This window comes from Streptomyces sp. L-9-10 (genome assembly GCF_004151105.1).
Classification (GTDB): domain Bacteria; phylum Actinomycetota; class Actinomycetes; order Streptomycetales; family Streptomycetaceae; genus Streptomyces.
In genome coordinates this window covers 514,983-528,060 of record NZ_PHRF01000095.1, presented here as the reverse complement: position 1 = coordinate 528,060, position 13,078 = coordinate 514,983, and the positions used below count along the sequence as shown (strand labels likewise).

Annotated in this window: 13 protein-coding genes; 9 read left to right on the top strand and 4 right to left on the bottom strand. The window is 70.6% G+C overall.

Annotated elements, in window-relative coordinates; genetic code table 11:
- Nucleotides 1-381 (bottom strand): succinate dehydrogenase, cytochrome b556 subunit, encoded by a 381-nt coding sequence (gene sdhC, locus CU044_RS23795; protein ID WP_129770741.1) that lies wholly within the window; start codon nt 379-381, stop codon nt 1-3.
- A gap of 219 nt (nt 382-600) precedes the next feature.
- Nucleotides 601-1,227, bottom strand: coding sequence for a 2-oxo-4-hydroxy-4-carboxy-5-ureidoimidazoline decarboxylase (locus tag CU044_RS23790; RefSeq protein WP_129770740.1), 627 nt, complete (start codon nt 1,225-1,227; stop codon nt 601-603).
- Nucleotides 1,228-1,616: 389 nt separating this feature from the next.
- Between CU044_RS23790 and CU044_RS23785 the strand changes: the two genes are divergently transcribed.
- The 5 genes from CU044_RS23785 (at nt 1,617) to CU044_RS38715 (ending at nt 7,053) form a co-directional block, all read left to right on the top strand.
- Nucleotides 1,617-3,242 (top strand): glycoside hydrolase family 20 protein, encoded by a 1,626-nt coding sequence (locus tag CU044_RS23785; protein WP_129770739.1) that lies wholly within the window; start codon nt 1,617-1,619, stop codon nt 3,240-3,242.
- A 182-nt stretch (nt 3,243-3,424) separates the two neighbouring features.
- Complete coding sequence (locus CU044_RS23780; RefSeq protein WP_129770738.1) at nt 3,425-3,955, top strand: hypothetical protein; 531 nt, start codon at nt 3,425-3,427, stop codon at nt 3,953-3,955.
- A gap of 125 nt (nt 3,956-4,080) precedes the next feature.
- Nucleotides 4,081-4,689, top strand: a complete 609-nt coding sequence (locus tag CU044_RS23775) for a hypothetical protein (protein ID WP_129770737.1) — start codon at nt 4,081-4,083, stop codon at nt 4,687-4,689.
- A gap of 379 nt (nt 4,690-5,068) precedes the next feature.
- Nucleotides 5,069-5,779, top strand: coding sequence for an RNA polymerase sigma factor (locus CU044_RS23770; protein ID WP_129770927.1), 711 nt, complete (start codon nt 5,069-5,071; stop codon nt 5,777-5,779).
- The gene (locus tag CU044_RS38715; RefSeq protein ID WP_165371959.1) at nt 5,779-7,053 is read left to right on the top strand and encodes a hypothetical protein; all 1,275 of its coding nucleotides are present in this window, start codon (nt 5,779-5,781) and stop codon (nt 7,051-7,053) included. Before CU044_RS23770 ends, CU044_RS38715 begins: the two co-directional genes overlap by 1 nt.
- 297 nt (nt 7,054-7,350) lie before the next feature.
- Here the strand turns inward: CU044_RS38715 and CU044_RS23760 are convergent, their stop codons facing one another.
- Complete coding sequence (locus CU044_RS23760; RefSeq protein ID WP_129770736.1) at nt 7,351-8,274, bottom strand: L,D-transpeptidase family protein; 924 nt, start codon at nt 8,272-8,274, stop codon at nt 7,351-7,353.
- A 372-nt stretch (nt 8,275-8,646) separates the two neighbouring features.
- Between CU044_RS23760 and CU044_RS23755 the strand changes: the two genes are divergently transcribed.
- Together CU044_RS23755 and CU044_RS23750 are read left to right on the top strand one after the other, a co-directional pair.
- Nucleotides 8,647-9,606 carry a class I SAM-dependent methyltransferase gene (locus CU044_RS23755; protein WP_129770735.1) on the top strand — a complete coding sequence of 320 codons (960 nt, stop codon included), beginning with the start codon at nt 8,647-8,649 and terminating at the stop codon, nt 9,604-9,606.
- A 197-nt stretch (nt 9,607-9,803) separates the two neighbouring features.
- Nucleotides 9,804-11,405 carry a methylmalonyl-CoA mutase family protein gene (locus tag CU044_RS23750; protein ID WP_129770734.1) on the top strand — a complete coding sequence of 534 codons (1,602 nt, stop codon included), beginning with the start codon at nt 9,804-9,806 and terminating at the stop codon, nt 11,403-11,405.
- A 79-nt stretch (nt 11,406-11,484) separates the two neighbouring features.
- Here the strand turns inward: CU044_RS23750 and CU044_RS23745 are convergent, their stop codons facing one another.
- Nucleotides 11,485-11,937, bottom strand: a complete 453-nt coding sequence (locus CU044_RS23745; RefSeq protein WP_129770733.1) for a MarR family transcriptional regulator — start codon at nt 11,935-11,937, stop codon at nt 11,485-11,487.
- Between the two features lie 62 nt (nt 11,938-11,999).
- On the opposite strand from CU044_RS23745, the gene CU044_RS23740 reads away from it, so the two are divergent.
- Both CU044_RS23740 and CU044_RS23735 read left to right on the top strand, forming a co-directional pair.
- A complete protein-coding gene (locus tag CU044_RS23740; RefSeq protein ID WP_129770732.1) occupies nt 12,000-12,368 on the top strand; it encodes a VOC family protein in 369 nt (122 codons plus the stop codon).
- Nucleotides 12,369-12,497: 129 nt separating this feature from the next.
- A complete protein-coding gene (locus CU044_RS23735; RefSeq protein ID WP_129770731.1) occupies nt 12,498-13,049 on the top strand; it encodes an AAA family ATPase in 552 nt (183 codons plus the stop codon).
- Nucleotides 13,050-13,078 lie beyond the last annotated feature (29 nt).

The following is a 13,078-nucleotide window of genomic DNA, read 5'->3' as shown; positions in this document are numbered from 1 at the left end:
TCAGCTCCCGAAGACTTCGCGCACGGCGTGGCCGAGCACGGGGTAGAGGGCGCCGACCATCAGGACGAACCAGATGCCCACGGCGGTCCACAGCATCTGCTTCTGGTAGCGCGGGCCCTTGGACCAGAAGTCCACGGCGATGACGCGCAGGCCGTTGAGCGCGTGGAAGAGGATGGCGGCCACAAGGCCGTACTCGAGCAGCGCCACGACCGGCGTCTTGTAGATGGCGACGGTGTCGTCGTATGCCTCGGGTGAGACACGGACGAGAGCGGTGTCCAGCACGTGTACGAACAGGAAGAAGAAGATGAGCACGCCGGTGACTCGATGAGCCACCCACGACCACATTCCTTCCCGGCCGCGGTACAGCGTTCCAGCCGGCACGGAAAAGCCCTCCGGGAGCGGGGATCGGGGCCGGCCGCCATCTTCTACTCAATCAAGCACAGTGGTGTCGGTCGCGCCCGGCCGGGTACGGTCCACCGGCCCCGGCCATCGTAGCGACGACTTGTCGGTTCGTTCGCCCGGGGGCCCATAGGTGTGATCAAACAGGCAATCAAACAGCCACGGACGGGCTATCGGGACGGTCTGAATGCCCGTCTCGGGCTATGCGGCGGGGCCGGCGGCGGCGGAGCCGGACGCTCCGGCGGTGAGGCCGGTCGCCCCCGGGGTGAGGTCGGCCACTCCCGCGGTGAGGCCCGTCGCTCCGGCAGCGGCGCGGCGGGCCGCTCCGTCCGGCCCGGAAGCGAGCAGCCGGGCCAGCCGTCCCCGGGCGAGTCGGCGCAGCTCGTCGGCGGAGACGGATCTCTCGTGGTCCGGTTCGTGGGCGAGCCGGGCGCGGATACCGGCCAGCACCTGGTCGAGGTACTCCTCCGGGCGGTGCTCATCGAGGCTGATCACGAACGCGTGTCCGAAGCTGCTCTCGTACGCGGCGTGCGCGGCGCGCAGCGCCGTCCTGGCCGCGGCCGGCGCGCTGTGGGGCGGCCCCGAGGACGCCTCGGCGGCGAGCGCCTCGGCGAGATCGGCGTGGGAGAGGTCGTAGCTCGCCTCGTCGGAGGCCGCGAGCAGCGAGTCGACATCGTGGTACGGGCGGTGCGCGGCCATCCGCTGGGCCCACCGACGGCTGCCGCAGCAGACGAGCAGCGCGGCCTCCGCGATGTCCGGCGGGAGGACGTTGAAACGGCGGAGGCCGTTCGCGCGGCCATCGGCGGGGTCGTTCGTCGGGCAGGTCATGGGGCCGGTCGTATGACCGGTCGTATGACCGGTGTGGGACGCGCGGGACAGCGTGGGCTCCTCGAACGCGGCGGGACGGCTGCGGTGCGACGGCTGCGGTGCGACACAGTGATGCGACACGCGCAGTGCGTGAGGCACGCGATGGGCGGATGAGACGACAGACGTACGGGCACAGGCGTACTGGCAGACGTGCTCACGCGCGGTGCGGTTGAGCACGGAGTGGCAAATGCGTCGTAAACGTTATCGACGCCCCGGGGAAGACGTCCGACGGATGCGCGATTTTCACCCGGATGGGAGAGTTTCGACGCGCGAGATGGACGCCGCCGTGCGACCTTCGCCGTAATCATGTCGCACTTTCGCTGGACAGCCGCACACAGGAGGTTTGAGTGATGTCGCCATCAAAGGGTGCCCGAGCCGCCGGAGTGGTCGTCGCACTGGCCGCCGCCGTCTCGGTGTCGGCGTGTGGCTCCACGGGCACGGGTTCCGGTGCACCGGGGGACGAGCGGTCGCGGTCGGCGGCCGCCTCGGGCCAGGCGGACCGTTCCGCCGTGAGCCCCACGCCGTCACCCACACGGTCGTATCCGCTCTCCTCCTCGCCGCGCGGCATACCCTCCGTGCGGAAGCACGAGGCGGCGCGCGGTCCCGGCTGGAGACCCGCCTCGAACAGCGGGGTCGTCATAGCCAAGGGCAGTGAGGGCCTCGCCGACGAGGGCAAGCTGCTCGCCAAGGAGCTGAAGATCGGCTACCGGGGCGCGGTCGAGGCGCGGGCCGGCGATGTCGAGCTGGCGCTGAAGAGCGGCAGCGGCTCCGCCGAGTCGTACACGCTCACCACGAGCGGCGGCCGGGTGCGGATCACCGGACCCGGCCAGGCCGGGGTCTTCTACGGCACCCGCACGCTCAAGCAGTCCATACGCGCCGACGGCGTGATGCCGGAGGGCGTCGTCCAGGACAGCCCCGCCCGTGCGCAGCGCGGGCTGAACCTCGACATCGCCCGCAAGTACTACACGCCGGGCTGGATCGAGGCCCGGATGCGCGAGATGGCCGACCTCAAGCTCAACCAGCTGGGGCTGCACTTCTCCGACGACCAGGGCTTCCGCATCGAGTCCAGGACCCATCCGGAGATCGTCTCCGCGCAGCATCTCTCCCGGGCCGACGTCAAGAAGATCCTGGAGCTGGCCGAACAGCTGCACATCACCGTCGTCCCGGAGATCGACTCCCCGGGACATCTGGGAGCGGTCCTGCGCGCCTACCCCTCGCTCCAGCTGCGCAACGTGAACGGGGTGCCCACGAAGGGCGCGATCGACATCTCGCAGCCCGCGGCGGGGAAGCTCATCGATGAACTGGACCGCGAGTTCGCCCAGCTGTTCAACGGGCCGTACTGGAACCTCGGCGCGGACGAGTACCAGGCGCTGGTGGTGCCGAACCCCGAGGCGTCGTACCCGAAGCTGGCGAAGCTCGCCGTCCAGAAGTACGGGCCGAACGCCAAGGTCCAGGATCTGACGACCGCCTGGACGAACGACCGGGCCGCGGCGCTCGCTCCGTACAAGAAGAAGCTCAAGGTCTGGAACGACGGCCTCTTCAGGGGCGGTGTCGTGAAGGCCGATCCCGCCCTGGAGGTCCAGTACTGGACGGGCCGGGAGATCGGGGCCCGGCCTCCCGTGGAGTACCTGAACGAGGGCCGCAAGGTCGTGAACTTCAACGACGAGTACCTGTACTACGTGCTCGGCCAGCCGAACAACTTCGTCTACCCGACCGGGAAGCGGATCTACGAGGAGTGGACCCCGCTGGTCCTGCGCGGGACGACGCCGGTGCCCGAGCGGTACTCGAAGCAGATCCAGGGCGGTCTGTTCGCGGTCTGGGGCGACTTCCCGAACGCGCAGACCCAGGACCAGGTGGCGAACGGGATCAGGCTGCCGCTGGCGGCCACGTCCCAGAAGCTGTGGAACCCGGCCAGACCGACGCTGAGCTGGAGCGCGTTCCAGTCGCTGGCGGCGAAGGTGTCCAGCGCCGGATGACCGGCTGAGACGGCGGCGGGGCGGGGCGCGGCAGGCGCGGGAGTGATGGCGCCTGCCGCGCCCCGCGTTGTGGACGAGACGTGGCGGCCTTGTGGTGGATCCGTGCCGCGCGGGGCCGGTGTCTTATGGACCGGGTGAGGCTGTAGCCCACATATGCGTGGGTACGTACGGGGGAGCGGAACATGGGTTTCTGGGGCTATTTCGTCGTGGGCCGGAGCGAGCGTCCGCTCGCCGAGCAGCCGGCGCTGGCGGCCGTACGCCACGATCTGACGCTCCATCAGCTACGGTCGGACGGCTGGCAGGTGTGGCGGCATCCCAGCGAGCCCGACATCGGTGACATGGGCGGGCTGGCCAGGGCCATGGGATCGCCGGTGCTCTTCGGCTTCGTCATGGGCAGCGAATGCGTGGCGGTGGAGGCGGCGGCTCCCGAGAGCGGGTCCTGGTACGCCTGTCTGGCACGGGAACCGATGGCCCGCCATCTCGCCGTGAACGACATGCTTCTCGAAGAACTCTTCCTGTCGGCGGAGGACGCGACACGCCGGGCCGTCGCCTGGTCCACGGAGGCGGGCAGCGCGGTGAGCGCCGCCGTGGAGCCCGGGACGCTCCTCGAAGTGCTGCGCCTGGAGCGGCCGGAATCATTCGCCGAGGAGTTGTTCTTCCGCCTGCTCGACGGGCTCGGAATCCCGGGCTTACCGGAAAAACCGCGCGTTTAGTCCGTGTTCAGCCGGTCCGGAGCGAGCCGAGGGTGCGTTCCGGACGATCTACGAGTGACGTATTCCAGCCGTTCGACGCAGTAGGGGGCAAGGGGGCAGTACTGCGTCCGTGACGGGAGACGTGAATGAGCCTGGTGAAGCTGATCGCAGAGGCGGACGAGCGCGGCCTCGCCGCGAGCGGGCTCGCCTGCCTCGACCGGTGCCTGCCGCTGCTCGCCGAGGAGACCGAGGTCCTGCGACCGCTGTGGGCAGGGGTCGTCAGCGGCGAAGGGGACTGGACGGAGCGGCTGTCGGCGTCGAGGGACGCCCTGGACGCCGTATGCGGCGCGGCCCCCGACGTCACCACCGCGCTCGTACGGACCATGCTCGGCGCCGCGCCCTCGGAGTGGGCGGCCGGTCCGCTGCGGACCTGGGCGGACACCTGCTCCGTCGTCGCGCTGGAGATCCACCAGCAGTTCGACCCGGTGGGCGAGGACGGGCCCGCCGCCGCGGCGGAACGGCTCGCGTGGTGCCGCGAGGACACCGGTGCGGTGACGGACGCGGCGGACGGCGCGGAGAGTACGGACGGGATCGGGCCGCTGGCCGCCGGTGAACTGCGGCGCCAGATCGCGATCCTGGAGATCCTCGCCGAGACGGCGGGGGCCGCCGGGGTGCGCCGGGCCCTGGACCTGTCGACCGAGGGGCAGCGGGTGCTGCGCGCGGTGGTCTCGCGCCGCGCGCGGGCGGGGAGCTGAGCGAACGCGCGGAGATGCGAACGCGCGGAGCCGTGAACGCGGGTGGGGCCGGAGGGGCAGGAGTGCCATCGGCAGGCCCGGCTTTCGTGATGACCGGATCCATTCGCCCGCATGTGCGTGGTTCGTACGGGGCGAGGGGAGGACGACCGGGGCCGCCACCCCCCACAGGAGAGGCCCCGGTCGCCGTCCGGCGGAGCCGCGTTACGGCCCCGTACTCATATCAGCGCCACCGATGCGTTTTCTGTCACACCGCAGAACGTCAGCGGGTTGTTGCAGGTTGTACAAGTCATGGACGCGGGCCCGGGAAGGCCGTAGCGTGCAGATTCGCGTGGGGCGGCGTGGCCAGTGACCAGCCGCGATTTCAGGACAGGTTGTGGGAGTGCTGGGGGACGACGCGGAGCTGACCGCCGCGGTGCTCGCGGCACAGGACGGGGACGAGGACGCGTTCCGTACTGTGTACCGCGCGGTGCACCCGCGGCTGTTGGGCTATCTACGGACTCTCGTCGGTGAGCCGGACGCCGAGGACGTGGCCTCCGAGGCCTGGTTGCAGATCGCCCGCGATCTCGACCGCTTCACCGGAGACGCCGACCGCTTCCGCGGCTGGGCCGCCCGGATCGCACGGAACCGCGCCCTCGACCACATACGGATGCGCGGCAGGCGCCCCGCGATCGGCGCCGACGAGACCGAGCTGACCGGGAAAGCGGCCGACTCGGACACGGCGGACGAGGCGATGGAAGCACTCGCCACCGGCCGGACGATGGCGCTGATCGCGCGGTTGCCGCAGGACCAGGCCGAGGCCGTCGTCCTGCGGGTGGTGGTCGGACTCGACGCGAAGAGCGCGGCCAAGACGCTGGGCAAACGGCCCGGCGCGGTACGGACGGCCGCCCACCGCGGACTCAAACGCCTCGCCGAACTGCTCGACGCCGACGACGGCCCCGAGCACCCCGGCACTTCTCCCGGCGCGTCCCCGGGTGTCCCGGGTCGGGACGGCGGACTCGGCGGCGTACCGCCTCAGCGCACCGTGCGGCCCGGAGCCGGGGCCTCCGCGGGTGTGACGGATTCGCGCCTGCGGACGCAGAAGGACATGTGATGGCTGACGAGCGAGACCCGTGGCTCGACAGGGACGCGGCGGAGAGATTGCTGCGCGGTGAGCCTGTCGAGACGGGGGACGAACACGTCCGGGCGCGGTCGGAACAGCTCGCCCAGGCCCTGCGGGACATGAGCGCCGTCACATACGCGAACGAAACATACGCGAACGAAACCTCCGAAGAGGAACTTCCCGGCGAAGCCGCCGCCTTGGCCGCATTCCGTAAAGCGGTGGCCGAGGGCGCCGGCGCGCGCGAGGCCGTCCGGGGCGGCGAGACGGTCCGGGGCGGCGAGGCCGTCCGGGGCCGCGGGGCCATGGGCGCGGGCGCCGGGGATCTGCTCGGTACGGTACGTATCGCGCTGGCGCCCCGGGCCGTACGCGCGCCGCGGTTCGCCCGCCCCATGCGCAGGGGACTCGCGGCGGCGGTGGCCGGCTGTGCGCTCGGCGGCATCGTGGTCGCGGCGGGCGTCGGCGTACTGCCCCCGATCTTCGGCGACGGACACGATCCGGTCCCCGCCAACTCCGTTTCCTCGGTGGCCTCTCCGGAGCCGCTCGTCTCCGGATCGTCCGACCGGAGCCGGGACCCGGCCACCCCCTCGGAGACCCCGAGCGGGACGGTGAAGGAACGGCCCGCGCCGCCTCCGCCCTCGCCCTCGCACACGTCCGGGGGCGGTGGTGCGCTCAAGGGCGAACACCGCGCCGAGACGGACGGAAACGGTGGCGACGGCGGCGGGAACGGGCCGGGTGTGGACCAGTGGCCCGGTCGTATCCCGGACACCGCGTCCGGGGAGTGGTTCAGGAAGACGGTCAAGGCCTGCCGCGCCTACCGCGACGGCGTCCTGGACCCGCAGCGCAAGAAGGCCCTGGAGTCGGCGGCCAAGGGGCCGGAAGGGGCCGCGCGGTTCTGCGCACGGCTGCTGGACGGTGACCTGCGCGACCACATCAAGAACGGCCCGAACGACAAGGGTGGCAAGGGCGACAAGGGCGGGCAGCTCGGCAACGGAGGCAGGGGCGAGGACGACGGGGGCGACGACGGCGAGGGCGACAGCGGGAAGGGGGGCGGCGGAGGGTTCGTGGGATCGCCGGGCGTGCCCACACACCAAGCACCCCCGCCGCCCCCGCACTGGACGCCCGCGCCGTTCGAGCCCCCGACGCAGACCCCGGTCCCGACCCCGACCCCGACCTCGGTCCCGGTCCCGTTCCCGACCCCGACTCCGACTTCGGCTCCGAGCGTGACGCCGGTCCCGTCACCGAGCACCACCGCGCCGGGCCACTAGCCTGACCGCGTGCCGGACCAGCAGCCGGATCCGGCCATGATCACGGCCCGTTCTGGCGCGGACACGGAATCTGACGAATAGCTCCCCACACCCTCCTGAACTGGAGCTTTACGCTTCCGGGAGATCAGGTGTGACGTTTTTGCGGGCCGCGGCGCAGTACAGAGTGAGCCGACTGGTCATCGGCCGCGCATAGAGCCGGGGTTCCCCCCGTACCTGCGGCTCAGCGCACTCGGCGCGGGCGGGACACGTTCCCCCGGTCCCGCCCGCGCCACCTCTCGTTCCGTGCGCCGGGCCCCGTCACCAGTAGATGACCACTTTGTCGCCCGTGCGGACCTGGTCGAAGAGCGAGGCGACCTTCTTCTCGTCCCGGACATTGACGCAGCCGTGCGAGGCACCCTCGTAACCGCGGGCCGCGAAGTCGGCCGAGAAGTGCACCGCTTGGCCGCCGCTGAAGAACATCGCGTACGGCATCGGGGTGTCGTACAGCGTCGAGACATGGTCCCGTGACTTCCAGCCCACCGAGAACGCGCCCTCACGGGTCGGGGTGTACTGCGAGCCGAAGCGCACGTCCATCGCCGACTTGACCTTGCCGTCGATCATCCACGTAAGTGTGCGGCTGCTCTTGCTGATGCACATCACCCGGCCCTTCATGCACTCCGGGTCGGGCTTGGCGACCGGCCTGCTGGTGGACGGGTGGAGTTCGGCACGGGTCGGATTCCTGGTCAGCCCGACCAGCCGCTGCCAGGTGAGGGCGTCCGTCGCGCCGGTGGCGGTCAGCCCGCGGTCCTGCTGGAAGGAGGAGACGGCGTCGACCGTGATGGAGCCGTAGTAGCCGGTCGGGTTGAGTTCGAAGTGACCGGTCTGCTGGAGCCTGGCCTGGAGTTCCCGTACCCGCTCGCTCTCCGAGCCGTTCGCCATCAGCGTCCTGGGCCGGGACGGGGTCCGGCTCGGCGTCGGGTCCGGGGCCGGTGTGAAGGTCCGGGGCGGCGTGGGCGTGGGCGCCGGGGCCGTCGTGGTCTCGTCGGCGGGGGGCGTCGGCGGTGTGGGCGACGGCCACGGCGACGGTACGGGCGGCGGCGTGAACTCCGTCGTCAGGGGAACGGTGCCCGGCTTGGCGTCGGCCGCCCCTCCGCCGGGGAGCGGCTGCACCGTACAGCCGACGCCCGCGGCCAGCACGGCGGCTGTGGCGAGCCCTCTGCGAAGGGCGGATGTGCTGAGCATCTTCGGCGTCCCCCGGTTTCTCCCGTGATCCATGGCATGTGTTCCTCAGTGTTCCCTCAGACGGTCCTCCGCAGGGGGCGATTGCCCAAGCGGGCGAGGAATCGTGCCCCCGAGTCATCTTCCCTTGCCGGGAGATGAATTCCAGTAGGCGATTCCCCGAAGTGAAAGTACTTCCGGCCATGCTGCCCGTTCGGACTGACATGATCCCGCGCATGGCTGCCCGGCGGTGATCCGTGTCTGCCGAAGTCCGCCAGTGCGTCAGTGCGCTGGTGTGTCCGTGCGCTGGTGTATCGGTGCGCTCGCGCGTTCGTGTGCTTTTCGGTAATTCCCGATCATCCGTGATTCCTGATGATTCCTCGTGAAGGTTCTCTCATGACGACCCCGTACGAAGACAAGCCGCGCCCCAACGAACTCAACGATGTCCGGGGCTGGTTTCCCCCGCTCGACCAGGTGCTCTTCGAGAAACTGCTCACCCGGCAGGAGGAACGGGGCGAGCGCGGAGATCTGCTGGAACTCGGCGTCTTCATGGGCAAGAGCGCGATCTTCCTCGGCCACCATCTCCGGGACGGCGAGAAGTTCACCGTCTGTGACCTGTTCGAGTCCGAGGCGCCCGACCAGGCCAATGGCGCCGAGACCGCGAAGTCGTACGCGACGCTGACCCGGGAGGCGTTCGAGCGGAACTATCTCTCGTTCCACGACGAGCTGCCGCGGGTGCTCCAGGCCCCCAGTTCGGTGATCTCCGACGAAGTCGAGCCGAAGTCGGCCCGGTTCGTCCATATCGACGCCTCGCACCTCTACGAGCATGTGTACGGCGACATCGGCGCGGCGCGGGACATCCTGCTGCCCGGCGGCATCGTCGTCCTCGACGACTTCCGCTCCGAGCACACCCCCGGCGTCTCCATCGCGGCCTGGGAAGCGGTGCTCAACCGCGGTCTGCGCCCGATCTGTCTGAGCACCCAGAAGCTGTACGCCACCTGGGACGATCCGGAGCCGATCCAGGACGAACTGATCGCCATGGCCCAGGAGCGCGCGGACTGCGATCTGAGCCTCCAGCAGGCGGCCGGGCACCGGATCGTGCGGCTCAGGTCGCGCGGTATGAAGGCGCCCGACTTCCCCTTCTCCAAGTACTACGTGGAGCCGGAGCCGGAGCCGGAGCCCGAGCCGGAGGAGCCGGCCGCGTCGGCGGCCACGGCCGCCCCGGCCCCCGCCGCTCCCCGGCGCAGGTCGACCAGGTCCAAGGTGCGGCGTGTCGCGATCGATGTGCTGCCGCCCGTGATCACCCGCGCGGTGCAGCGCAGCCGGGCCCGGAGCAGGGCGCGGCTCCAGGGCTGAGGGCCGGTATGACCGTACGTCCCGCACTGGTACGACCGGTGCGGGACGTACGGGTGGACCGGGTTCCCCGCGTATGCCCCGTTCCCGGGTGCGCGCCGTTCCCGCGTGTGCCCCGTTCCCGCCGTACGCCCGCCGCTACAGTCCGTCATGACCGGCCGGTCATGACTGTCCGTCAGCGGAGGCAGGGAGCAGAGCAGATGGCACGCGAACCCGTCCGGCGGGAACGGCTGACCGAGAGCGGTCTGCCCATCGAACCGGTCTACGGCCCCGGCGCGCTGGAGGGATGGGACCCGGCGGAGAAGCTCGGCGAGCCCGGCGCGTACCCCTTCACCCGCGGGGTCTATCCGTCGATGTACACCGGCCGGCCGTGGACGATGCGCCAGTACGCCGGGTTCGGCACCGCCGCCGAGTCCAACGCCCGCTACCGGGAGTTGATCGCCCACGGCACGACGGGCCTGTCCGTCGCCTTCGATCTGCCGACCCAGATGGGGTACGACAGCGACGCGCCGCTCGCGAGCGGCGAGGTCGGCAAGGTCGGGGTCGCGATCGACTCGGTCGACGACATGCGCGTGCTGTTCGACGGGATCCCGCTCGACCAGGTCTCCACGTCGATGACGATCAACGCGCCCGCGGCGCTGCTGCTCCTGCTCCACCAACTGGTGGCGGAGGAACAGGGCGTGCCGGGCACCGCCCTGACCGGCACCGTCCAGAACGACGTGCTCAAGGAGTACATCGCCCGCGGCACGTACATCTTCCCGCCCAAACCTTCGCTGCGGCTGACGGCGGACATCTTCCAGTACTGCCGCACGCGGCTGCCCCGATGGAACACCATCTCGATCTCCGGATACCACATGGCGGAGGCCGGGGCCACGCCCGCGCAGGAGATCGCGTTCACGCTGGCCAACGGGATCGCGTACGTACGGACGGCCGTCGCCGCCGGTATGGACGTCGACGACTTCGCGCCCCGGCTCTCCTTCTTCTTCGTCTCCCGTACGACGCTGCTCGAAGAGGTCGCCAAGTTCCGCGCCGCGCGGCGTATCTGGGCCCGGGTCATGCGCGAGGAGTTCGGCGCGCGCGACCCCAAGTCCCTGATGCTGCGCTTCCATACCCAGACCGCCGGCGTACAGCTGACCGCGCAGCAGCCCGAGGTCAATCTCGTACGGGTGGCGGTCCAGGGGCTGGCGGCGGTGCTGGGCGGTACGCAGTCGCTGCACACCAACTCCTTCGACGAGGCCATCGCCCTGCCGACGGCCACCTCGGCCCGGCTCGCGCTGCGGACGCAGCAGGTGCTGGCGTACGAGACGGACATCACCGCCACCGTCGACCCGTTCGCCGGTTCCTACGCCGTCGAGCGCATGACGGACGACGTCGAGGACGCGGCGGTCGCGCTGATGGCGCGGGTCGAGGACATGGGCGGCGCGGTCGAGGCGATCGAGCGCGGCTTCCAGAAGAGCGAGATCGAGCGCAGCGCGTACGCCGTCACCCGCGAGACGGAGAGCGGGGAGCGGGTGGTCGTCGGCGTCAACCGCTTCACCATGGACGAGGAGGAACCGTACGAGCCGCTCCGCGTCGACCCGGCGATCGAGGCCCGGCAGGCGGCCCGGCTGGCGCGGCTGCGGTCGGAACGGGACCGGTCGGCGGTGGACGGCGCGCTGGCGGAACTGCGCGCGGCGGCGGAGGGGACGGCGAACGTGCTGCCTCCGATGAAGACGGCGCTGGCGGCGCGGGCGACGGTGGGGGAGGTCTGTGACGCGCTGCGGGAGGTGTGGGGGACGTACGTGCCGACGGACGCGCGCTGAATTCTCGCCGCCCCCCCGGCGGGCCGAGACGTGCGCCGGGGAACGAGCGTGCCGGGGAACGAGCGCGCCGGGGAACGGGCTAGGGACCGTCGTCGCCCTCGCGCAGGGAATGGATCATGCTCCGCAGGATCCGCAACGCGCCTGACCGCTCGGTCTCGGTCATACCGGCCAGCATTCTGACCTCGACGGACCGGACGGCCACGGTCGCCTTCTCCAGGCTCCGCCGGCCGCGAGGTGTGAGCCGCGTGGGAAGAACCTTCCCGACGGGTGCCTCCGCGGGCCTGGTCACGTAGCCCTCTCGTTCCAGGGCCTGGAGCAGTACGTTCATCGACTGCCGTGTCACGAACGCGCCGCGCGCGAGCTCGGAGTTCGACAACCCCGGTCGTTGAGCCAGCAGTTCGAGGCAGGAGTAGTGCGTCACGCTCATCCCGAGCGGCCGCAGCACCTCCTCCATGGCTGAGCGCAGGACGCTCGACGCCTCTTTCAGCAGGTAGCCCAGTGATGTCTCCAGGTCGACACCGTCTTGATTCATGTCAGGATTCTGACATAGCTTGGCTGTGTCAGAAAGCTGACACGAAAAGAAGGAGCATCATCATGCCCGCCACCGGCCCCGACTTCCTCTCGCTCCAAGCGCGCGATCTCGACGCCTCGCAGGCGTTCTACGAGCAGTACCTGGGCCTCGTCCGCTCGCAAGCCGGACCTCCGCACGCCGTCGTCTTCGAGACGAAGCCGATCGCGTTCGCACTCCGCGACATCGTTCCCGGCACCGACCTCGCATCCGTCGCCCAGCCCGGCATCGGTGCCGCGATCTGGCTCCACGCCACCGACGTCCAGGCCATTCACGACGCTCTCGTCGCCGACGGTCACACCATCGTCTCCGCACCGGTCGACGGCCCCTTCGGCCGGACATTCACCTTCGCCGACCCCGACGGGTACCAGGTCACTCTCCACGACCGCACCTGAGCGGACCGGCCGGACCCCGGCGGCTTCGGACCCCGGCAGCTTCGGACTGGGCAGCTTCGGACTGCGGCGGCACCCTCTTCCGTGATGAGCCACTTGACCTTGAGTGCGCAGGTGAAGAGTGTTTCCTCGATGAAACGAGTACTGGTCGCCGGGAGCACGGGTGCGGGCAAGACCACGCTGGCCCGCGCGATCGCCGGGCGCGTCGCGATCCCCTTCCACGAGATGGACGCGCTGGCCATCGCCGGGCCCCAATGGGCGGAGAACCCACGCCTGTTCGAGGACGTGTCGCGGATCAGCTCCGGCCCCTCCTGGATCTTCGACTCCTACGGCTACCCGCAGGTCCGAGACCTGTTGTGGTCCCGAGCCGACACCATCGTCTGGCTCGACTACTCCCGCCCCGTGATCATGCGCCGCGTCCTGCGCCGGTCGGTGGCCCGCACCCTGTTCCGCCGCCGGATCTTCGGTGGAAACGTCGAAACCGTGGGCGACTGGTTCACGGCCGACCACCCCGCCTGGTGGGCCTGGTCGCAGTACGCGCGCCGCAGGGCTGATATCGCCACCCGCTGCGCCGACCCCCGGTTCGCCCCCCTCGACGTCATCCGCCTCGCCACGCCGCAGGCGGCGCGGGAGTGGCTCAGCGTCACCACGGCGACGGGTGACGAGACGAGGCGCATCCCGTGAGAGTGGCCAAACAGGGCTCTGCGGGCGCC

Excerpts from the sequence above, each read along its gene's own strand:
- CU044_RS23790 (WP_129770740.1), bottom strand. The coding sequence starts at position 1,227 with ATGACCTGCCCGACGAACGACCCCGCCGATGGCCGCGCGAACGGCCTC.
- CU044_RS23785 (WP_129770739.1), top strand. The coding sequence starts at position 1,617 with ATGTCGCCATCAAAGGGTGCCCGAGCCGCCGGAGTGGTCGTCGCACTG.
- CU044_RS23780 (WP_129770738.1), top strand. The coding sequence starts at position 3,425 with ATGGGTTTCTGGGGCTATTTCGTCGTGGGCCGGAGCGAGCGTCCGCTC.
- CU044_RS23775 (WP_129770737.1), top strand. The coding sequence starts at position 4,081 with ATGAGCCTGGTGAAGCTGATCGCAGAGGCGGACGAGCGCGGCCTCGCC.
- CU044_RS38715 (WP_165371959.1), top strand. The coding sequence starts at position 5,779 with ATGGCTGACGAGCGAGACCCGTGGCTCGACAGGGACGCGGCGGAGAGA.
- CU044_RS23760 (WP_129770736.1), bottom strand. The coding sequence starts at position 8,274 with ATGCTCAGCACATCCGCCCTTCGCAGAGGGCTCGCCACAGCCGCCGTG.
- CU044_RS23755 (WP_129770735.1), top strand. The coding sequence starts at position 8,647 with ATGACGACCCCGTACGAAGACAAGCCGCGCCCCAACGAACTCAACGAT.
- CU044_RS23750 (WP_129770734.1), top strand. The coding sequence starts at position 9,804 with ATGGCACGCGAACCCGTCCGGCGGGAACGGCTGACCGAGAGCGGTCTG.
- CU044_RS23745 (WP_129770733.1), bottom strand. The coding sequence starts at position 11,937 with ATGAATCAAGACGGTGTCGACCTGGAGACATCACTGGGCTACCTGCTG.
- CU044_RS23740 (WP_129770732.1), top strand. The coding sequence starts at position 12,000 with ATGCCCGCCACCGGCCCCGACTTCCTCTCGCTCCAAGCGCGCGATCTC.
- CU044_RS23735 (WP_129770731.1), top strand. The coding sequence starts at position 12,498 with ATGAAACGAGTACTGGTCGCCGGGAGCACGGGTGCGGGCAAGACCACG.